Annotated in this window: 23 protein-coding genes; 13 read left to right on the plus strand and 10 right to left on the minus strand. The window is 49.9% G+C overall.

The features are described 5' to 3' along the window. Positions 1 to 79: 79 nt before the first annotated feature. The 8 genes from BLV87_RS19345 to nifB all read right to left on the minus strand — a co-directional run bounded on the left by BLV87_RS19345 (position 80) and on the right by nifB (position 5,692). The gene (locus tag BLV87_RS19345; RefSeq protein ID WP_175517897.1) at positions 80 to 238 is read right to left on the minus strand and encodes a hypothetical protein; all 159 of its coding nucleotides are present in this window, start codon (positions 236 to 238) and stop codon (positions 80 to 82) included. Positions 239 to 323: 85 nt separating this feature from the next. Next, positions 324 to 1,535 carry a peptidoglycan-binding domain-containing protein gene (locus BLV87_RS09470; protein ID WP_093067963.1) on the minus strand — a complete coding sequence of 404 codons (1,212 nt, stop codon included), beginning with the start codon at positions 1,533 to 1,535 and terminating at the stop codon, positions 324 to 326. A 126-nt stretch (positions 1,536 to 1,661) separates the two neighbouring features. Further along, positions 1,662 to 2,009 carry a 2Fe-2S iron-sulfur cluster-binding protein gene (locus BLV87_RS09475; RefSeq protein WP_093067966.1) on the minus strand — a complete coding sequence of 116 codons (348 nt, stop codon included), beginning with the start codon at positions 2,007 to 2,009 and terminating at the stop codon, positions 1,662 to 1,664. Positions 2,010 to 2,024: 15 nt separating this feature from the next. Beyond that, the gene (locus BLV87_RS09480; protein WP_093067968.1) at positions 2,025 to 2,309 is read right to left on the minus strand and encodes a 2Fe-2S iron-sulfur cluster-binding protein; all 285 of its coding nucleotides are present in this window, start codon (positions 2,307 to 2,309) and stop codon (positions 2,025 to 2,027) included. A gap of 47 nt (positions 2,310 to 2,356) precedes the next feature. Continuing rightward, a complete protein-coding gene (locus BLV87_RS09485; protein ID WP_093067970.1) occupies positions 2,357 to 3,643 on the minus strand; it encodes an FprA family A-type flavoprotein in 1,287 nt (428 codons plus the stop codon). Further along, positions 3,636 to 3,794, minus strand: a complete 159-nt coding sequence (locus tag BLV87_RS19350) for a hypothetical protein (RefSeq protein WP_175517898.1) — start codon at positions 3,792 to 3,794, stop codon at positions 3,636 to 3,638. Before BLV87_RS19350 ends, BLV87_RS09485 begins: the two co-directional genes overlap by 8 nt. Before the next feature lie 99 nt (positions 3,795 to 3,893). Further along, entirely contained in the window at positions 3,894 to 4,172 is a 279-nt protein-coding gene (locus BLV87_RS09490; protein WP_093067973.1) for a 4Fe-4S dicluster domain-containing protein, read from the minus strand. An 11-nt stretch (positions 4,173 to 4,183) separates the two neighbouring features. Next, positions 4,184 to 5,692 (minus strand): nitrogenase cofactor biosynthesis protein NifB, encoded by a 1,509-nt coding sequence (gene nifB, locus BLV87_RS09495; RefSeq protein WP_093067976.1) that lies wholly within the window; start codon positions 5,690 to 5,692, stop codon positions 4,184 to 4,186. A gap of 276 nt (positions 5,693 to 5,968) precedes the next feature. Between nifB and BLV87_RS09500 the strand changes: the two genes are divergently transcribed. After that, complete coding sequence (locus BLV87_RS09500) at positions 5,969 to 7,810, plus strand: ATP-dependent nuclease (protein WP_217629971.1); 1,842 nt, start codon at positions 5,969 to 5,971, stop codon at positions 7,808 to 7,810. A gap of 12 nt (positions 7,811 to 7,822) precedes the next feature. Then, the gene (locus tag BLV87_RS09505) at positions 7,823 to 9,352 is read left to right on the plus strand and encodes a hypothetical protein (protein WP_093067979.1); all 1,530 of its coding nucleotides are present in this window, start codon (positions 7,823 to 7,825) and stop codon (positions 9,350 to 9,352) included. Between the two features lie 4 nt (positions 9,353 to 9,356). On the opposite strand, the gene BLV87_RS09510 is transcribed toward BLV87_RS09505, so the two are convergent. Beyond that, positions 9,357 to 9,692 (minus strand): XisI protein, encoded by a 336-nt coding sequence (locus BLV87_RS09510; RefSeq protein WP_093067981.1) that lies wholly within the window; start codon positions 9,690 to 9,692, stop codon positions 9,357 to 9,359. Positions 9,693 to 9,869: 177 nt separating this feature from the next. On the opposite strand from BLV87_RS09510, the gene BLV87_RS09515 reads away from it, so the two are divergent. The 5 genes from BLV87_RS09515 to BLV87_RS09530 all read left to right on the plus strand — a co-directional run bounded on the left by BLV87_RS09515 (position 9,870) and on the right by BLV87_RS09530 (position 13,257). Continuing rightward, positions 9,870 to 10,058 carry a MerR family transcriptional regulator gene (locus BLV87_RS09515; RefSeq protein WP_093067983.1) on the plus strand — a complete coding sequence of 63 codons (189 nt, stop codon included), beginning with the start codon at positions 9,870 to 9,872 and terminating at the stop codon, positions 10,056 to 10,058. 15 nt (positions 10,059 to 10,073) lie between these two features. Beyond that, the gene (locus tag BLV87_RS09520) at positions 10,074 to 10,595 is read left to right on the plus strand and encodes a MerR family transcriptional regulator (RefSeq protein ID WP_093067986.1); all 522 of its coding nucleotides are present in this window, start codon (positions 10,074 to 10,076) and stop codon (positions 10,593 to 10,595) included. Between the two features lie 78 nt (positions 10,596 to 10,673). Beyond that, on the plus strand, positions 10,674 to 10,994 hold the full coding sequence (locus tag BLV87_RS09525) for a hypothetical protein (protein WP_217629972.1): 321 nt from the start codon (positions 10,674 to 10,676) through the stop codon (positions 10,992 to 10,994). Between the two features lie 2 nt (positions 10,995 to 10,996). Next, entirely contained in the window at positions 10,997 to 11,125 is a 129-nt protein-coding gene (locus BLV87_RS19965; protein WP_281241315.1) for a hypothetical protein, read from the plus strand. Then, on the plus strand, positions 11,122 to 13,257 hold the full coding sequence (locus tag BLV87_RS09530; RefSeq protein ID WP_093067989.1) for a DNA methyltransferase: 2,136 nt from the start codon (positions 11,122 to 11,124) through the stop codon (positions 13,255 to 13,257). Before BLV87_RS19965 ends, BLV87_RS09530 begins: the two co-directional genes overlap by 4 nt. Here BLV87_RS09530 and BLV87_RS19970 read toward each other — a convergent pair. Further along, the gene (locus tag BLV87_RS19970; protein ID WP_139282155.1) at positions 13,212 to 13,385 is read right to left on the minus strand and encodes an element excision factor XisI family protein; all 174 of its coding nucleotides are present in this window, start codon (positions 13,383 to 13,385) and stop codon (positions 13,212 to 13,214) included. The two genes, BLV87_RS09530 and BLV87_RS19970, sit on opposite strands and share 46 nt — an antisense overlap. Before the next feature lie 80 nt (positions 13,386 to 13,465). Here BLV87_RS19970 and BLV87_RS09535 point away from each other — a divergent pair, with 80 nt between their 5' ends. From BLV87_RS09535 to BLV87_RS09560, 6 genes are all read left to right on the plus strand, one after another. After that, positions 13,466 to 14,716, plus strand: coding sequence for a vWA domain-containing protein (locus BLV87_RS09535; protein ID WP_093067991.1), 1,251 nt, complete (start codon positions 13,466 to 13,468; stop codon positions 14,714 to 14,716). Further along, positions 14,713 to 15,255, plus strand: a complete 543-nt coding sequence (locus tag BLV87_RS09540; RefSeq protein ID WP_093067994.1) for a hypothetical protein — start codon at positions 14,713 to 14,715, stop codon at positions 15,253 to 15,255. The genes BLV87_RS09535 and BLV87_RS09540 overlap by 4 nt, the downstream gene beginning before the upstream one ends. Positions 15,256 to 15,288: 33 nt before the next feature. Then, positions 15,289 to 15,867 carry a hypothetical protein gene (locus tag BLV87_RS09545; RefSeq protein WP_093067996.1) on the plus strand — a complete coding sequence of 193 codons (579 nt, stop codon included), beginning with the start codon at positions 15,289 to 15,291 and terminating at the stop codon, positions 15,865 to 15,867. A gap of 99 nt (positions 15,868 to 15,966) precedes the next feature. After that, a protein-coding gene (prfB, locus tag BLV87_RS09550; protein WP_139282156.1) for a peptide chain release factor 2 occupies positions 15,967 to 17,062 on the plus strand; the annotation gives its coding sequence in 2 pieces (ribosomal slippage) (positions 15,967 to 16,038 and positions 16,040 to 17,062; 1,095 coding nt in all). Positions 17,063 to 17,064: 2 nt separating this feature from the next. Continuing rightward, on the plus strand, positions 17,065 to 18,570 hold the full coding sequence (lysS, locus tag BLV87_RS09555; RefSeq protein WP_093068000.1) for a lysine--tRNA ligase: 1,506 nt from the start codon (positions 17,065 to 17,067) through the stop codon (positions 18,568 to 18,570). A gap of 9 nt (positions 18,571 to 18,579) precedes the next feature. Then, positions 18,580 to 19,644: an alkene reductase gene (locus BLV87_RS09560; RefSeq protein WP_093068002.1), complete on the plus strand. Its 1,065-nt coding sequence runs from the start codon at positions 18,580 to 18,582 to the stop codon at positions 19,642 to 19,644. The last annotated feature ends 79 nt before the right edge of the window (positions 19,645 to 19,723 follow it).

A 19,723-nucleotide genomic window follows, 5' to 3' on the forward strand; every position in this document is an offset into this window, starting at 1 on the left:
ACTCTGGAAAAGTCAAAGTCGCCTCGCGGTTTCCAGAAGTGCCAACGTATGGCGAATTTTGTGTGAAATCTACGTCAAATTACTGATTATCCTCATCCAACACTGGATCATGCTCACCGGATTGTGGGAAATACCCCAGCGCAGCCTCACAAAAGGTGTTCAAGCCATTCAGGAACAGGCTTCCCATCTTGCCGCCTGCATCGCTGAGCGACGCAGCTTGATAAAATGCCTCAAGCAACTGGCAAAACTCTTCGCTTCTTCAACCGCTTGCCGACAAAACAAACGGAGGAAAAAACCTAATAATTGGATGAGATTACAGCAAGTTAGGGAATGGAGGGCTTAAAGTTGATGCGTATACCGATAAACAATTTACCCCCCGCCTTCTGCTCCATCAGTGTCGTGCGTGCGCTGTAACGGGTTTTGACGATGTAATCCGGTTCGGATGACCAACTCACCAGTGAGTTACTAATGCGCCCATTGGTATCCAACTCCACGGTGACTTCTTCCGCATAGGTATTGATCAGCGAAAGCAGGGTAGGCTCGGTGTCGGAGGAGTTATCGCGCACGTCATCAAACGAACCCACCGCCATCACCAGCTTGCGGGTGCGGTTGGCGCTATCACGTTCCACCTTGATGACATTGACGGTATGGTCAAAGCTGCCGTTGCCGGTGTGGTCAATGAAAATCAGGTGACCGGGTTGCAACTGGTTGACGGGTACTTCTGGCTTGCTGGTGTCACCGCCATTATGGAAAGCGGGATTCCAGTCCCACACCCGCGTACAAGCCCGTGCCACCTGATGCGCACTGACTTCAGGGTAATGCACCGCCACGCCATACAGCATGGACTGTTGCGGTTCGAGTTTTTCCACCGCTTTTACCGCTTCATAGCCGGAGCGGTTGGCTGGCGTCCCGCTATCAGAACGGCTGAAAAAACCGCGTGTTTTGTCACGGGTTGCCACAATCCAGTTCCGCTCAGGCGCACCGCGCAACACGGGATGTGGCAGGGTAATGAAACGGTCTTGCTGGATTTGCTTGCGGAATTGATCCATCAAGAACAGCGCCATGCCTTTGCAATCGGCTTCGACGTGGTTCTGCTTGATCACTTCCCAGTAATATCCAACCCAACTGCCGTAAGCTACCTGAATTTCGGGGCTTGCCCAGTTGTAGATTTCGCGCGTACCAACGATACGGATTTCCGGCATCGCCAAACGGCGAAAGTCAGACAGATACGCCAGCGGGTCAATGGCTTTCATCGCAGGGGTGCGCAAATCCAGCCGGGCAACGGCAATATCCAGCAGCGTCAGCAGGATGGCGGTCACTTTGCCGGTTGCGGGTATACTGACTGCCGTTTGGAATGCTTTGACCGCATTTTCGGTATTGCCGCCAAATTTCCCATCACACAAATCGTGCAGATAACCCAAGCGCCCTAAGCCATATTGCACTGCCACCACGCCTGTGCCACTTGCGCCGCGACCAATCTCGCCCTGTAAACCATTGGGAAATGCCTTGCGTAATGCCGAGTCCTGAAACGCCATACCCTTGTTCCTTATCTTGAAGCGAAGGGCTGCATTGTATGAGAAACTTCCACCGTTTGCAGGGATAGTCGTAAAACCAACAGGAGTTGTGCTGGGATAACGTTTCAAGCTATCCCAGCCAATGGTTTAATACTCGACCAAAACATCCTCATCACGCGGAATGAACTGGCACGCCAGCCGCCACTTGCTTGGCAGGTCGTTGACGATCATGTCTTCCATTTCGCTCTTGGTTATTTTGCCGAGTTCCAGCAAGACAGTCTTTTCCTTCTCTTCCAGGTGATAGCCCATCGGCGCTTTGTCGCCCAGTTGCGTGACTTTAACCACGCAAGTGCCGCATTCGCCATCGCCACAGGAAAACTGGATCGGAATCTTGTTGGTTTTGGCAATTTTCAGCACGGTTTCGGTGAAACTGCCTGCCACTGCATACACGGTTTTGTCCTTGTATTCGGGGCTGGAAAAAGTAATTAATGCCATGGTGTTCTCCTTGAATCAGGCGGGTTTAACTTTGCAGTCGCCGAGGATTTGCGCTTGGCACGCCAGGCGGTAGTGGCGGCCTGCCATGTTTTCGCGCAGGACTTTTTCTTCCAGTACGGAAGGTTCGGTCAGGTTGTTCCAGCCTTCGGTGACTTCCATCATGCAAGTGCCGCAATCGCCTTCGCGGCAACCGTAGATAACGCCCGCACCGATCTTTTCGGAGATTTCAATAATGCGGGTTCCGGCGGGGACATTGACCGTTTGGTTGATGTCTTCAAAGGTAATTTTTGCCTTTGCCATGTCTATTTCCTTCAATCATTGCTAAAAATTATCAGGTAGTTGGGTGTTCAGGTGAGGTCACTGAATTCAATGACCCCGCGCTGCACTTCCTTGCCCACCAGAATGTTGGCTATTTCTCTTCCAAACCCTGTGCATTCATCCAATTCTTCTTGTGTTGGAATCAGTTTGACGCGGATGCCTTCACGCGGAACCCGCATTTTCAGGCCGCGCATCCGGTCTTCGACCATGCGCACGGCTTCGCCGCTCCAGCCATACGAGCCGAACGCTGCGCCAATCTTGCCTTTGAGGTTGACTACCGCCAGCGACGACAACAAATCCCACACTGGCTTGACCGCATCACCGTTGATGGTGGGTGAACCAAACAGCAGCGCGTCGGCATCTTCAATCAAGTCAACGAAAGGCGCGACTTCGCCGCCTTCGAGGTCGTACAGCGACACGCGCACGCCGTCGACGGTATCCGCACCGCTGTAAATCGCTTCTGCCATGCGTGCCGTATTACCGTAGGAACTCATGTAGAAAATGATCAACGACTTGTCGGTATCCCCCAGTTCGCGGCTCAAGCTGGAAGTGGAAAGTTCGCGGTAATGCGCCACGTAACGGCGTGGGCGTTCGCGCAAAATTGGGCCATGTGTCGGCGCGACTATTTTCATTTTCAGCGGCTCGATCAAGGCCAGTGCTTCCATGACCCACTGTTTGAACGGGCGCATGATGTGCGCGTAGTAGTAATCGAACGAAAAGCGGAAATCGCCCACCCGGTCGTTAAACAGACGCGAATCGCAGTAATGGCAGCCGAATACATCGCCAGAAAACAGCACCTGTTGCTCTTCCAGATAAGTGCATTGGGTATCCGGCCAGTGCAGGAACGGCGTGTGCAGGAAGCGCAAATGGCGGTCGCCGAGGCTTACGCGGTCATTGGTGGTGACGGTGGTGTATTCAAACGGCTCTTCGCGGTTGGGGCGCAACAAGGCTTTGAGCATGGTCGTTGCGCGGGTGGAAATGTACAAGCGTGCTTGCGGGGCGCGGCGCATCAGTTCCGGCAACGCGCCGCTGTGGTCGGGTTCAAGGTGGTTGAGCACGATCACCTTGATTTCGTCGTAACGCGCTACCGATTCCAGACGGTGGAAAAATTCGTCTTCAAAGCCTTCTTTTACCGTGTCGATAATGGCGACACCTTCGCTACCGCGTACCAGATACGAGTTGTAGGTCGTGCCGTTGGCAGTACGCAGGATGATGTCGAAGGTGCGCAAGGTCGGGTCGAGTGCGCCGATCCAGTGGACACCAGGGGCGAACTCGACCGCTTCTTTCCAGGTGGAAACGTTGAGGGTGTCAGCCATGCCTGTGACCTTCCAGCGTCATGCTCAGCAGCGCGGAATGGCGCTTGAGCAAGTAGCTGGGCAGGCCGGGGTAGGCGCGTTTCAGTGCCGGGTCGACCTGCTGGGTACGGTGATGTAGCTTGTGCAGAAGTTTCAGTAAACGTGATTGCATGGCTGTGTCCTCGTGTTGAACACCCGAAGAGGGCGTATGCAATACGCCCCTACAGGTGCGGTCTTCGTAGGGGCGTATTGCATACGCCCTCTTCATTTCCTACCTCGCCTGTATCTCCGCCCTAACCTGTTCCCACCGCTCCGGCGGAATCCCGGTCAGCGAACCCGGCGGATTCAGGGCTTCACCCTGACTGTCCACAATGGCTTCCTCAATCGGGCAGATGCTGGCGCATTGCTTGTCGGCGTAGTCGCCGTCGCATTCGGTGCATTTCTTGGCGTCGATCAGGAAATGCGGGAGTGCGGCGTAAATGGCTTGGCTGGGGCAGAGCGGTTCGCACGCCCAGCAGTTCACGCAGCCGTCAACGATTTGTAATGCCATGATGCAGCTCCTTACGCAGTGGCGCGTTGCTTGGTTTCCGGTTTCTTGTCGAGCAAGCCTTTTTCGCCCATTTCCTTGTAGACGGCGGCAACTGCGTCTTCGATGGCTTCCATCGCGTGTTCGCCGTTGGGCATGATTCCGGCTTCTTCCAGCATTCCCCACGGCTCGTAGCCGATCTTGGAACACAGCACCACTTCGCAGCCTTTCAGCGCGTTGATGGTTTTTTGCAGAACGCTTTCGCCGTCGCCGCAGGTGTCATCGCCGCTGCAATACAGGTCGGTTTTGCGGTGGCTGATGAAACGCACGTCGTGGGCGTTGGCTTCGTAAATCAGGAATTCACGCGCATGACCGAAGTGCTGGTTGATGATGCCGCCGCCGGAAGTGGCGATTGCCATCAGTACCGGGCGGGATTCCTTTTTTGGAATGCTCAAGCTGGATAGCGAGATGAAGGTTTCATTTTTCTTCTGCTGTTTGGCGGCAAGGGTGGCTTCGATGGCGGCGTGGACTTCGGCGCGTTTGACCATCGCGGCGGCGTAGTCGACATCCACGGCTTCGATTTTGTCCATGGTGAATTCGTCACCACGGTCTTCGCCCAGCATCCCGACCGCATCGGCGCGGCATTGGCGGCAGTGGCGCATCATGTTCATGTCGCCGGAACAGGCATCTTGCAGTTCCTGCAATTCGTCGTGGGTCGGGCCGCGTTGCCCCATCACGCCGTAGAACGTGCCGTGTTCGGCTTCGGCAATCAGCGGCATGACGTTGTGCAGGAATGCGCCTTTGGCTTTGACTGCCTTGCTGACTTCTTCCAGATGCTTGTCGTTGACACCGGGGATCATCACCGAGTTGACCTTGACCAAAATGCCGCGATCGACCAGCATTTGCAGCCCTTTTTGCTGCTGCTTGATGAGGATTTCTGCACCTTTACGCCCGTAAACGCGGCGGTTTTTCCAGAAAATCCACGGGTAAATCTGTGCGCCGATGTCGGGGTCAACGCAGTTGATGGTCATGGTTACGTGGTCGATATTGTGCTGGCAGAGTTCGTCGACCAGTTCCGGCAGTGCCAGACCGTTGGTTGAGACGCACAGCTTGATGTCCGGTGCTTTTTCGGTTAGTTGGCGGAAGGTGTCGAAGGTGCGTTCCGGGTTGGCGAGCGGGTCGCCGGGGCCTGCGATGCCCAGCACGGTCATTTGCGGGATGTTCGCCGCTACGGTCATGACCTTTTTCACCGCCTGATCGGGGGTGAGCAGTTCGGACACTACGCCGGGGCGCGATTCGTTGGAACAGTCGTATTTACGGTTGCAATAGTGGCACTGGATGTTGCAGGCCGGGGCAACCGCAACGTGCATCCGCGCGTAATGGTGGTGTGCCTCTTCGGAGTAGCACGGGTGGTTATGCACCTTGGCGCGGATGTGTTCCGGCAGGTGGTTCAGTTGGTCGTCGTTGCTCCCGCAACCGCTGGAGGCGCAGCCCCCGGCTTCGGGGGCGGTGGTTTGGCTTTGCCCTAAAACAGTCAGTTCCATGCGTATTCTCCGTGACGAAATGGGTTTCGTGAGGGTGTTTGCATGGGTAGTTCAATTTGCGTGCCAAGTGGCGGTGGTTGGTGATTTTCCTTTTATTTACAGTTGGTTGGGGTTTTGTTGTTGGGTGTGCGACAAAGGGGTTTGAGGGGGAATGTCGGGAATGTGATGTAGGGAAGATGACAGAGATAATGTGAATTTGGAGTTAGGATCAAAGCCATCATTAGGTTAATATGTAACGCTTTACAAAAACCAGTGCCGAAGTAGCGGAAAGATAAGATGATTTCTAAAGTGTGGTTGCCTAATCTCGATAAATATGGATATACATCAGATAAGAAGATCAATGAAAAGCCATACATGGAAATATCAAAAATCAACCTAATTATTGGCGCAAACAATAGTGGCAAGAGTCGATTCTTGAGAGAGCTATTCAAGGGCAGCTATTCTGATTTTTATATAGAGGATAAGGATTTTATTGAAAAATTTGCGGATAAAATTAGTCCAGTTAGTGATCTTATTTTGAGGAGATTTAGTCAGTCTTATTTAAATATAACACAAAATTCATTTAACTTGTTAAGTGAGCACGGAAAAAACATTCAGGATTTTTTGAGAATTCCTAATAATTTAATGTTTGATTCTGATGATGAACTTGATAGACTCAAAGAGTTTTTTCTTGAACAAGGCAAATTTGATGAAATTAAAAAATTAATTAAAGAGCAAGTTACACCAACTTTACTTCCTCGATTTTATTATATTCCTGTTCTACGAGGAATGCGTCCTTTGAATATACTGGAAAACTCGAATGAGAAGAATCTTGATCTATTAAAGACAAGAACTATTAATGATTATTTTATGGATTCTAAGCATTGTCAAGGCAATATAATAACAGGGCATGATCTTTATGATAAATTGCAACACTTTCTACTTGGCCAACCAGAAGAGCGAGATATGGTTAGAGAGTATGAGAAGTTATTGGGAAATGAGTTTTTCAACGGGAAAGCGGTTACACTTATACCGGAAATTAAACGTGATGTAGTGGCAATAAAAATTGGCGATGAGAGACAATTTCCAATATTTGACTTAGGAGATGGTTTGCAGCAAGTGATAATTATTACCTCTGCACTTTACTTGACAGCCAAGCCCTCTTTGTTTTTTATTGAAGAACCTGAAATTGGTTTGCACCCCGGCTTATTAAAACGATTAGTTGACTTTTTGATTAAACATACAAGACATCAATATTTTCTTACCACACACTCAAATCACTTGTTTGATTCATATCATAATTATGATTGTATAACACTTCATAAGATTACTAAAAAACTCAACCAGTCTAATGTGGCTTTTGAAATTACTGACTGTGAAGGTGATCGAACTATTCTTTCTGATTTGGGCGTTAGTCCATCATCTATTTATCTTTCAAACTCAACTATTTGGGTGGAGGGTATTACAGACAGACTATACTTAAGATGCTTTATGCGGAAATATATCGAGTCTCAATGTGATACTGAAAAACTTAGGCTGCAAAGATATTTGGAGAATTATCATTATTCATTTGTTGAGTATCAAGGCGGAACACTTGGGCATTGGAATTTTGATGATGATGACGTAGATGGAGGTGATGTTGGCGGATTATGTGCGGTAAAACTCTGTGCAAATGCTTTTCTTATTGCCGATGGGGATATAAAGAGCAAAGGTAATAGGCTTGATACATTGACATCTCAATTGGGTGACAAACTTTACGTCACAAAAGGAAAAGAGCTTGAAAATATGTTACCAGATGTCGTTGTAAAAAAAGTGGCTGGTGAAATATTTGAAAATAGTAGAAAAGAAAAAGAGTCATTAAATAAAAATTCAATAGAAAGTTTGGCTTTTGAAAATTACTCAGTCTCCGATGAGGGCATTGGTTTTCATTTGGATAAGTGTTTTGGGTTACAGGGAAAAGGAAAAGAAAGTAAACGCTTTTTTGCAGAAGGAAGTGGAACAATAATAAATAAAGTTCCTTTTTGTAATTTAGCTGTAAGCTATATGATTTCAGATAAAATTGAGTGGGACTTAACTGATGATTTAAGAGATTTGTGCAAAAAGATATTTAATCATATTGAATCCTGTAATTGTTTGTGAGTTTGTTTTTATATGAATGCAATAGAACTTGAGGAAATTATTGATTTTAGGATGGTTGATGTGATTTTATCATTTAGGAAAGGAAAAGATAACCTGGGTGATAGTGGTGAGTATTCTTTTGCTGGCGAAGTCAAGCAAAACATCATAAAAGATATTCATGGGAATAAAAATCAAAGCAACAGAAAACCCACGCTAAAGGATTTGTTGAGTGACTTTCCCATAGAGAAAATAAGAAATATTTACTCCTTTTATTATTATGGAAGAAGTTTTTTAGATGGATCAATATGTTCAAATGACTCTTATTTTGACTTCCAAAACGATTTTAAAAATGAATCATTAGATGAGATGCTTTATAAATTTAATGGCGTTTACTATGAAGTTTTACTTAAGGCATGGCAAGTAGCGAAAGAAATGTTTCATGATCATGAAGAAAATGTTAAAAATGAAAAGATCGCATTAGAAAATAAAATAAATTTCTATAGAAAAGTTCCGCCAAATAGTTTTTTTCTAGAAAGACCATGCCGTTCGCTTGATGGTGATTCACTTTTGCATAAAAGCACAAGTGAAACATTTAAAATTATTTGTACTGATTTGAAAGATGGATTCACCGAAGACATACATCAAGCAGTTGATATAATAAAAAGAGTAATTCATGAAACTGACGGCCTAGTAGTAGTAGATTTTTTAGGATCTGAAAACTTTGACCGTCTGGATTATATTGAAAATGACAACGAAGTTATAAAGTTTTATTACAAATATAGCTGTGCTTATAGTGAGCGTCCTCATCCACCGCATAATACTAGAGTTGATATTGCTTTTGATAGACTGGAAGAGTTTGATTTATTTGGTATTTCCACCATAATAATCAGAGGATTTTATCGAGACAAAAAAGAAGTAAGCAATTATTACCATAATGCCGAAAAAATTAAAAAGATGCATTCATTTGAAGAGATGAAAGATTCTCAGTTTTATTATCGAATTAACTTTGACAAAAAACAAAGAGGCGGTTTTGAAAATTTTGATGTTACGTTTCTTCCTTGGAGATATTTTAATATAATCATTCTTCCTAAAGAAGATATTCCATCAACTGCCGACACAACCGATTTTTTGATTTGCAAGAATATATTTGACATTCAAGATAGAATTAATGAAACTTTTGATGGCTTTCAAAGAAATCGAGAAAACTCCGAAGATTGTATTTCTATGTATGGGAATAGATTTAGGAAAATAATAGAGAATTTTCTTAAATTCATTTTATTGGCAAGTGAAATAATGTTTAAGGATAATTATGAAAAAGATATGCTCGGCAATCTTCTAGGTCAGCTTAAAAGTAAAATCACCAATGACGAAGATAATAATTTTGAATATTTGCACGGTTTGGAAATTATTAATCTCATTGAAAATAAATTACTTATCAATCTTAACTTGTGTTCACATGATAACGTGAGGCACAAAATAGATAGATCAATCATACATAAAATATACAATGATATTGCGCTATTGCCAAACCTTGCATTAAAATTTTTTGCAATTGTTAAATAGTGATTTACGCCACCGCCAGCCCACTATATTTCCGTTCGCTGGGATGCCGAAATCCCAGCACGATATGCGCTTTCGGCACACCCGCTTCCAGTAAGTCGGTAGCAACGCCTTCTTCCGTGCCGTCATACTGAATCCAGATTTTGCCGTCGATCAAACGGATATGGACAATCGCGCCATGCAGGTAGTCATCCCCATCCCAGCCTGATTGCAACAAGGCGTAATTGGCATGTTCATCATCAAAGCTGACAGTGGTTTCGATGTCGCCATACACCGGCTTGTATTGGGTGTACTCCAGCAGAATGCGCTTGATCAGCGCGGGGTAGGTCGTGTCGGTAGCCATTGGGTGATAACCTCTTGTTCCGCATCAAATACCAGAATACGCACAGACCCCGTATTCAGCAACAATTAGCAGGATAGTGACAGTGTAACGATGAAATCCAGTGTGCAAACCCCTTGACCCGTCTACCACTTCACCCTTTAGCCTTACCCCTGTTCCAATCAACAACAGGAGTGCATTATGCCAAACACCAACATGACCAAAACCCAGTGGGTCGAGCTGTTCCGTGAAACCGGCCTGGACGAAGCGACTATGCGCCAGTGGCATCGCTTGTTTGAGCAGCGTCACCCGGCGCAGCATCAGGCGTTTCTGGAATGGCTGCAAATCCCGGCGGAGGAGGTCGCGCAAATCCGCCAACATTCACGCTGATAAGGGAGGCTGCGGATGTACACCATCGGTCAACTGGCGAAACGTTTCGGCCTGTCACGCAGCACGCTGCTGTATTACGACGCGATTGGCTTGCTGCCTGCTTCGACGCGCAGTGCCAGCGGCTACCGTCTGTATACAGAACAGGCCGTGCAGCGCATGACGCACATCCAGACCTTCCGTGATGCCGGTTTGCCGCTGGAAACCATCCGCACCCTGCTGGCTTCCGGCACGGACGCACCCACCGCCGTGCTGGAACGCCACCTTCAGGCACTCAACAGCGACATCAGCCGCCTGCGCCAGCAACAGCAAGTGATCGTGCGCCTGCTCGATTCCGCCTCCGCCCTCAAGGACAGCCGCACCATGAGCAAGCAACGCTGGGTAGAAATGCTACGTGCCGCCGGGCTGGATGATGCCGGGATGCGCAAATGGCACAGCGAATTCGAGCAGCGTTCCCCCGAAGCCCATCAGGATTTTCTGGAATCACTCGGCATTGACGATGAAGAAATCGCCCTGATCCGCCAGCATTCCAGATGCTAGCCCGTACTACCCAGCAGGTTGTTGCTGAAACCGCTATAATGAAGCACCTTGTTTCATCCTCCAGCAAAGGAACTCCCCATGCCTTCAACAACCTGCTTTGATGTGTTTGAACAGTGCGTACTGGCTGTGCAAGCAGGTGAACTCATCGAATCCGTTAGTGCCAAGGACAAGGAATTTCACTTCCAAAATTGGTTTGAGAAGCGTCTTCAAACACTCGCGCTGCATTACGAAGGGGCAGGGCGCAACACTTACCCCGACTTCTCGCTGGTCGAATGCGCTGAAGGTTATGAGGTCAAAGGGCTGGCATGGCCGGGGCGTGAACGTGATTACGACTCCAACAGCCAAGTGCCGACGGGCTACCACAACGGACGGCAGATTTTCTACGTGTTCGGGCGTTAAATTTGCGTACCAACGCACTCACCGCTGAACGCATTCCCAATCCGGGCGCAGGAACAGAGCGCAAATTCATCGCCTACCGCTTGGTAACTCAGGCATCAAAACCTGTCTCAATGGCGGGTATGGACGCATGAACACCACCGCCCATACCATCCCTTTCCTGCCCACCAGCGAAACCACCGCGATTGAAGGTGATTTCCCGATTGTTGAAATCAGCCAGATTGCCGAGCAGGAAAGCTGGCGCAAAGAAATCAATCGCCCGATTTACCACATCCATAAATGGTGGGCGACGCGCCTAGGGTCAGTATTCCGGGGCATCACCTTGGCGGCCTTGAGCGAGCCGGGCACGGATGTTTGGCAAAGCTTTTACAAACACCACCAACTCAGCGGCAAGGTGGTGCTTGACCCCTTCATGGGCAGTGGCACGACTTTGGGCGAAGCCACCAAGCTGGGGGCAAAAGCCATTGGCTGTGACATTAACCCGGTCAGCACGTTTCAGGTACGGCAGGCATTTACCCGTGTTCCAGAACCGGAATTACGTGCCGCGTTTGCCCGCCTTGAAGCACAAGTTACCCCTGAAATACGCCGCTACTACCAGACTCGCGATCCCGTGTCAGGTGAACTTATTCCCGTGCTGTATTGCTTTTGGGTCAAGATGGTTACAACCCCGGAAAACGAAACCATCCCGCTGTTTTCGCGTTATGTATTTTCCCAAGACACTTACCCAAAGAAAAAGCCGAAAGCCCAACTGGTTTGCCCCGCTTGTTGGGAGGTGATGGAAAACCGCTACGATGCCACTGAGGTGGTTTGCCCGCATTGCGCCCAGCCTTTCAATCCCCAGCAAGGGCCAGCAGCGGGGCAATACGTCACTGCCCAAAACGGTAAACGCTACCGGATTAAAGACCTGTTGCCTGCTGATAAACCACTGGCGCAGCGCATGTATGCGATGATGGCTCTCCGACCCAATGGTGAGAAAATCTATCTCCCCGTTCGCGATGAAGACCGGGCTTTATATACCGATGCTGAAACCCGATTAGTGCAGGAAGATTTACCGCTCCCGACTTTGGCTGTCCGCTCAGGCCATAATACCGATCAGGCGCTGGGATATAACTACCGCCATTGGCGCGATTTCTTCAATGCCCGCCAATTATTGTGTCTGGGATTGCTATTGCGCAGCATCCTTGAAATTGAAGATGTAGCGGTTCAGGAGCAAATGCTGTGTTTGTTTTCCGGCACGCTGGAATTCAACAATATGTTTTGCAGTTTCAAGGGCGAAGGCACGGGCGCAGTACGCCACATGTTTTCGCATCACATCCTGAAACCGGAACGTGCGCCGCTTGAAAACTCGGTATGGGGAACGGATAAAAGCAGCGGTACATTCAGCACGCTGTTTGAATCCCGCTTGTTGCGGGCAAAACGCTACCTTGATGAACCGTTTGAAGTGGATTTTCAGCGGACATTATTGGGTGAACGGCTAGGTGCAATTAAAACCGTTGCCAGTTCACCGATTGATGTGCAGCAGGTGGATTCATGGGCGCAATTCAAAGCGATACCGAATGCCATGATGGTGTTGAATGGTGACAGCGCGGCTTTGCCAATTCCGGCTAAATCGGTTGATGCGGTGGTGACTGATCCACCTTATTTCGATTTTGTCCATTACAGTGAATTGAGCGACTTTTTCTTTGCGTGGTTGTCGCCCGTGCTGAAGGGGCGTTACGCATGGTTTGAACGGGCGGATTCTTCTGCTCCCGGCGAAGTCCAGCACAAGGATTCGCGGGTGTTTGCCCGCCAGCTTGCCGCTGTGTTTACCGAGTGCCAGCGGGTGCTGAAGGACGATGGAGTGCTGGCGTTCAGTTTCCACCATTCACGGGTTGAAGGTTGGGCTACAATCTATGAAGCCATTACGGCTGCGGGGCTTGCAGTGGTCGCCTCGCATCCCGTCCATGCGGAATTACGTGCTGCCAGCCCTAAAACGGCAGCGAAAGAACCAATCAGTCTTGATGCCATTCTGGTCTGCAAGAAACGATCTGTAGCTAATATTTATCTGGATGAGAAGGCTGCCATTGTCAACGCCAAGACATTGGCAAAGCGGCTGGAAAACGCGGGAATGTCGATCTCTAGCGCAGACCGTTTCGTGATTATTGCTTCCCAAATGCTGGTCGTTTTATCCTCACAGACACGGGGATTTGATACAGTATGCAGTGCCTTGCATAGGGCAGCTCAACAAATTGCAATCGCACCTATCCAACAACAGGTGATTGCCTGATCGGTAGCAACGCCTTCTTCCGTGCCGTCATACTGAATCCTGATTTTGCCGTCGATCAAGCGGATATGAACAACCGAGCCATACCGGTCATTCACGACACTTATTTTCTGACGATCATTACTTATCATTTTGACTTGTGTCAGCTCTGGAGTGAATTTTTGAGCGTACAGTGCATGAAGAATACATGTGACTTATAGCGGAATCACCCATGAACAAAAAAATACTATTGGCAGCATTGTTACTCTGTTCAGCTCCCTTGGCTCAGGCCGAAGAACGCGCCATGTTGGTGCTGGATGCCTCCGGCAGCATGTGGGGGCAAATCGAAGGCAAAGCCAAAATCGACATTGCCCGCGAAGCCCTCAAAACGCTGGTGGCAGACTGGCCCGCAAACCGTTCGGTGGGGCTGGTGGCCTACGGGCATCGGCAAAAGGACGACTGCAACGACATTGAAACCCTGCTTCCGGCGGGTGCAGTGGATGCCACCAGGATCGGCAAAATTGTTGACGGTTTAACCCCCAAAGGCAAAACCCCGCTTTCCGCCGCTGTCAAACACGCCGCTGAAGCCCTCAAATACACCGAAGAAAAAGCCACCGTCATCCTCATCAGCGACGGGGTGGAAACCTGTAACCTTGACCCTTGCGCACTGGGGACAGAACTGGAAAAGCTCGGGGTGGATTTCACCGCCCACGTCATCGGCTTCGACGTTGCCAAAGTGGAAGACCAACAAGGCTTGCGCTGCTTGGCAGAAAACACGGGCGGGAAATTCATTTCCGCTGCCAACGCTGGCGAACTCAAAACCGCACTCGAACAAACCGCCAAAGCCCCTGAACCAGAGCCGCAGCCTGCACCAGAGCCAGAGAAACAGCCCGAACCGCCCGTTTTGCCCAAGGCTACGCTAACCGTTACCCCTGCTGAAACCATCAAGGGTGCAGAAATTGAAGTGAAGGTGGAAGGTGACGCTGACATGGCCAAGAATGCCGATATGCACATTGAGCTGTTTATGGCAGGCAAGAATGTGGCGGTAAACCATCAATATTTGAATCAAGATAAAAAATCCGGCGGTTATAAGTCTGCCAAGTTCCGTATGCCTAACGTAACAGGGGATTTTGTCGTTCGGTTGGCAAAAGGCGACCACCGCGAAAGGGTTGCTGAAGCTGCCGTGAAGGTCATCGAAGCGGAAATCAAGCTCGTTGCTCCCGCCCAAGCCGCACCGGGTAGCAAGATTGAAGTGAAACTGGATGCGCCGCTGGGACTGAAGGGTGATGTGCGCCTTTACCCACAAAACGGGGAAAAGTCTGTGGGGACAGGGTATGTGCGCGAAGATGCCATTGAAAACTACAAGCCCATGAAGTTTACCCTGCCGGAAGTGCCGGGTGCCTATGTCTTCAAGTTTGAAGCCAAACCCGACAAAAAAGTGATGGCGGAACTGCCGATCCAGATTGGAGAAACACAGCCATGAACATGAAAAAACTCACGTTGGCCTGCGCCATTGCCTTGCTGTCTACACCAGCCGCTGCCCTTGACCTGAAAGCCTTTCAGGAACAGACCCGCGCCGTGGTGCCAACCGACCCCTTCAAGGCCACCCCGGTATGTATGCTGGATGACGTCAGCGATGCCGATTCAGGGGGCGGCTGCTCTTTCTTCAACAATACCGGAATGCTGGATGCCACGGTACACCTGAGTATCGGGGTCGGCAAAGAAAGCCCGGAGGATGCGGAAGAGGGCGACGGCAACCCCGCCAACACTGACAGTGTTCCTACCGAGGTTGAAGGCTGGAAAGGTCTGCTGGCAAGCAAGCGTGAACCGGAAGACGGCTTCATCGGCAAGATGCTGATGCTGACCCACCCGCATGGCGATTACCAACTGGTTCTTGCCGCAGGCTGGCAGCCCGGCAGCAAGGATGCCCTCAGCGACAACACCCTCAAAGCCATGGCAGGCAAACTGGCGAAAGTCTACACCGACCAGCCCGGTTTGCTGGATGGCACAGACACACCATAATCAAGCTGATAAGCATAAACACAGGGGAACCCAATGAAATACCTCAAAAAAACAACATGGCTGCCGGTTCTGTGCCTGGCATTGTCCAGCAGCGTGTGGGCGGATGACGCCAGTGATGCCATTGAAAAGGCGGCGACACTGTACAAGGAAGGCCAAACCCAGCAAGCCATCACCCAACTGGAATTGGCAACCCAGCTTATCCGCCAGCAGCGTGCCGAAGCCATGCAGCAGGTTTTGCCAGAACCACTGGATGGCTGGACAGCCGAGGCCGCCACCTCCACCAGTGCGGGTGCTGCCATGTTGGGCGGTGGTTCCACCATCAAGCGCACTTACAGCAAGGCTGACAAAAACCTGAGTATCGAGATCGTGGCGGATTCCCCAATGATCCAAGGCATGATGGCCATCTTCAGCAACCCCATGTTTGGTGCTGCTTCCCAAGGCGGCAAGGTGCAAATGGTCAATGGCCAGCAAGCCATTCTCAAAGACGACGGCCTGATGATGGTGGTAGAAAACACCTTCATGGTGCAGATCAATGCCGACAAGGGGATGGAGGCTGATGTAATCGCCTATGCTTCTGCGATTGACCTGAAAAAGTTGTCCGGCTTCAAGTAAGGATTTGAAACAGGATGCTCATGTTCATATCTGATCCGCTTTGATTCTACCCCCATGATTGCTATCATGGGCGGCTTTTCCCTGTGTTAGCGAAATATCATGGAACTCAACCCCACCTATACCAAAATCAAAGATCTCCAAGGGCGAGTGGACGCTCTGAGGGGGTATCTTTGACTACGAAACCAAACACGAACGTCTAGAAGAAGTTACCCGCGAACTCGAAGACCCCAAAGTGTGGGATAATCCACAGCGGGCGCAAGACTTAGGCAAAGAACGTTCACTCCTTGACGGCATTGTCGGCGGCATTGACAAAATCAGTTCTGGTCTTGCCGACGCTAAAGAATTGCTCGAACTCGCCGAAATGGAAGACGATGAAGACAGCGCGGAAGCCGTTATCGCCGATGTCGATGGCATCGAAAAGCACGTTGCCCAGCTCGAATTTGAACGCATGTTTTCCGGGCCGATGGATCGCAACAATGCCTTCCTCGACATCCAAGCCGGTTCGGGCGGTACTGAAGCGCAAGACTGGGCAGAAATCCTGTTGCGCATGTATTTGCGTTGGGGTGAAGCCAAAGGTTTCAAAGTCGAATTGCTCGAAGCCAGCCCCGGTGACGTGGCAGGTATCAAAGGCGCGAGTGTCAGCTTTGAAGGCCCTTACGCCTTTGGCTGGTTGCGTACCGAAACCGGCGTACATCGCTTGGTGCGCAAATCGCCGTTTGACTCGGGCAACCGCCGCCACACCTCATTCAGCGGCGTTTTCGTCTCGCCAGAAGTCGATGACAATATCGAAATCGACATCAATCCCGCCGACTTGCGCATTGATGTATACCGTGCTTCCGGTGCGGGCGGTCAGCACATCAACAAAACCGAATCGGCGGTGCGGATTACCCATACGCCCACCAATACGGTCGTGCAATGCCAGAGCGGGCGTTCCCAGCACCAGAACAAAGACAACGCCATGAAGCAATTGCGTGCCAAACTCTATGAGCAGGAAATGCTCAAGCGCAATGCGGATAAGCAAGCGTTGGAAGACAGCAAATCCGACATTGGTTGGGGCAGTCAGATTCGCTCGTATGTTCTCGACCAGTCGCGCATTAAGGATTTGCGCACGGGTGTGGAAACAGCCAATACACAAGCGGTATTGGACGGCGATCTGGATAAATTTATTGAAGCAAGCTTAAAAAGCGGACTGTAATCATGAGCGAACACGAAACCCATCACGACCATCACGATGAAAACAAACTGATCACGCAACGCCGCGATAAGCTGGCGAAGCTGCGTGAGCAAGGCAATGCTTTTCCGAACGACGTGGTGCGTGAACACAAAGCTGCTGATTTGCACAAAGAATACGGCGAACACGACAAGGAATGGTTTGAGGAACATGCGATTCCGGTGACAGTAGCCGGGCGCATGATGCTCCAGCGCGTCATGGGCAAGGCGAGTTTTGCGACAATTTCCGATGTGTCGGGGCGCATCCAGTTATATACCCAGAAGAATGTGTTGGGTGATGAGGTGTTTGACGATTATTGCCATTGGGATTTGGGCGACATTATCTGGGCTTCCGGGATGTTGTTTAAGACCAAGACTGGCGAGTTGTCAGTCAAGGTGCATGACATCCGCTTGCTGACCAAATCGTTGCGCCCGTTGCCGGAAAAATTCCACGGCTTAACGGATCATGAGCAGCGCTACCGTCAGCGTTATATTGATCTGATCATGAACCACGATACGCGGGATGCGTTTGTGATGCGTTCTAAAATTGTCAGTTATATTCGCAACTTTTTTCTCCAGCGTGATTATCTGGAAGTGGAAACACCAATGTTGCAGGTGATCCCGGGGGGGGCGGTGGCACGTCCCTTCATTACGCACCACAATGCGCTGGATTTGCCGATGTATATGCGAATTGCACCGGAATTGTTCCTCAAGCGCTTAGTGGTGGGGGGTTTTGAGCGAGTGTTTGAAATCAACCGCAATTTCCGTAATGAAGGGCTTTCCACGCGGCATAACCCTGAATTCACCATGATCGAATTTTATCAGGCGTATGCGACCTACCATGATCTGATGGATTTGACCGAAAGCCTGATGCGCGGTATCGCCACCGACGTGGTGGGCAGCCATGAAATTACCTATCAGGGCGAAACCTTCGATTTCGACAAGCCGTTTGCGCGAATGAGTGTGCGCAGTTCCATTCTGCACTTTAACCCGGAACTGTCTGCTGAACAGATTGATACGTTGGAAGGCGCACGGGAAGTAGCTCGCAAACTTGGCATTCCGCTCAAAGATGGCTACGGCTTGGGCAAAGTGCAAATCGAGATTTTCGAGAAAACCGTCGAACACCGTTTGCTGCAACCGACCTTCATCACTGAATACCCGGCGGAAGTGTCGCCATTGGCGCGGCGCAATGATGCCAATCCTTTCATTACTGACCGTTTCGAGTTCTTTGTTGGTGGGCGTGAGATTGGCAATGGCTTCTCCGAATTGAATGATGCGGAAGATCAGGCGGAACGTTTCATGCAGCAGGTGGCGGATAAAGACGCTGGTGATGATGAGGCGATGCACTTTGATGCAGATTACATCCGTGCGCTGGAATACGGGATGCCACCGACAGCGGGTGAGGGGATTGGGATTGATCGGTTGGTGATGTTGTTTACGGATGCGCCGTCAATCCGTGACGTGATACTTTTTCCGCACATGCGCCCGGAGTAAGAGGTTCTCATGATTTCATTATTTGGCAGTGCTCAACTGGGTGACCTCACTTTACGCAACCGCGTTATCATGGCTCCACTTACCCGTTGCCGTGCCAGTGCAGGGCGTGTTCCCAACACGCTGATGGCGCAATATTACCAGCAACGTGCTACTGCTGGATTGATTTTGACTGAGGCTACCTCTGTCACGCCGATGGGTGTTGGTTACCCTGACACGCCGGGGATTTGGTCGGATGAACAAGTCCAAGGTTGGAAGCTGGTCACCCATGCAGTACATCAAGCGGGTGGGTTGATTTTCTTGCAGCTTTGGCACGTTGGGCGTATTTCTGATTCCAGCTATTTAAATGGTGAATTGCCGGTTGCACCAAGTGCGATTGCTGCCGAGGGGCATGTCAGTTTAGTGCGCCCTGAAAAACAGTACGAAGTACCCCGTGCGTTGGCAATCGACGAAATTCCGAGCATTGTCGCCGCTTACTGCAAAGGCGCGGAAAATGCCAAACTGGCCGGTTTTGATGGGGTGGAAATTCACGGTGCGAACGGCTATTTACTTGACCAATTCCTGCAAGATAGCACCAATAAACGTACCGATGCTTACGGTGGTTCGCTGGAAAATCGGGCGCGTTTAATGCTCGAAGTAACCGATGCAGTGGTTGACGTATGGGGCGCTTCACGGGTTGGAATGCATCTTGCGCCGCGTTGCGATGCGCACACGATGGGTGATTCCAATCCGCTGGCAACCTTCACCTATGTGGCGCAAGAGTTAGGTAAGCGCAACATTGCCTTCATTTTTACCCGTGAAGCGCCGGGCGATGACAGCATTAGCCCTGCTATGAAACAAGCATTCGGCGGCTTTTTCATCGCCAACGAAAATTTTGATGCACAAACTGCACAACAGGTATTGGATGCGGGGAATGCAGATGCGGTTGCGTTTGGTAAGGCATTCATTGCCAACCCCGATTTGCCGCGCCGTTTGCAGGAAAATCTGCCGTTAAATCCGCCTAACTTTAATACCTTCTATCCGATGGGATCGCTGGATTTTGCGCTGGGATATACGGATTATCCTTTCACAGACTAAAACACATTGGTACGGTTAGGTTTATCTCATATCTATTTTTTGTTTTGGCAAAACGTGTCGAACGCTTCTGGTGTCAAGG

It is taken from the genome of Thiothrix caldifontis, from assembly GCF_900107695.1.
GTDB classification, from domain to species: Bacteria; Pseudomonadota; Gammaproteobacteria; order Thiotrichales; family Thiotrichaceae; genus Thiothrix; species Thiothrix caldifontis.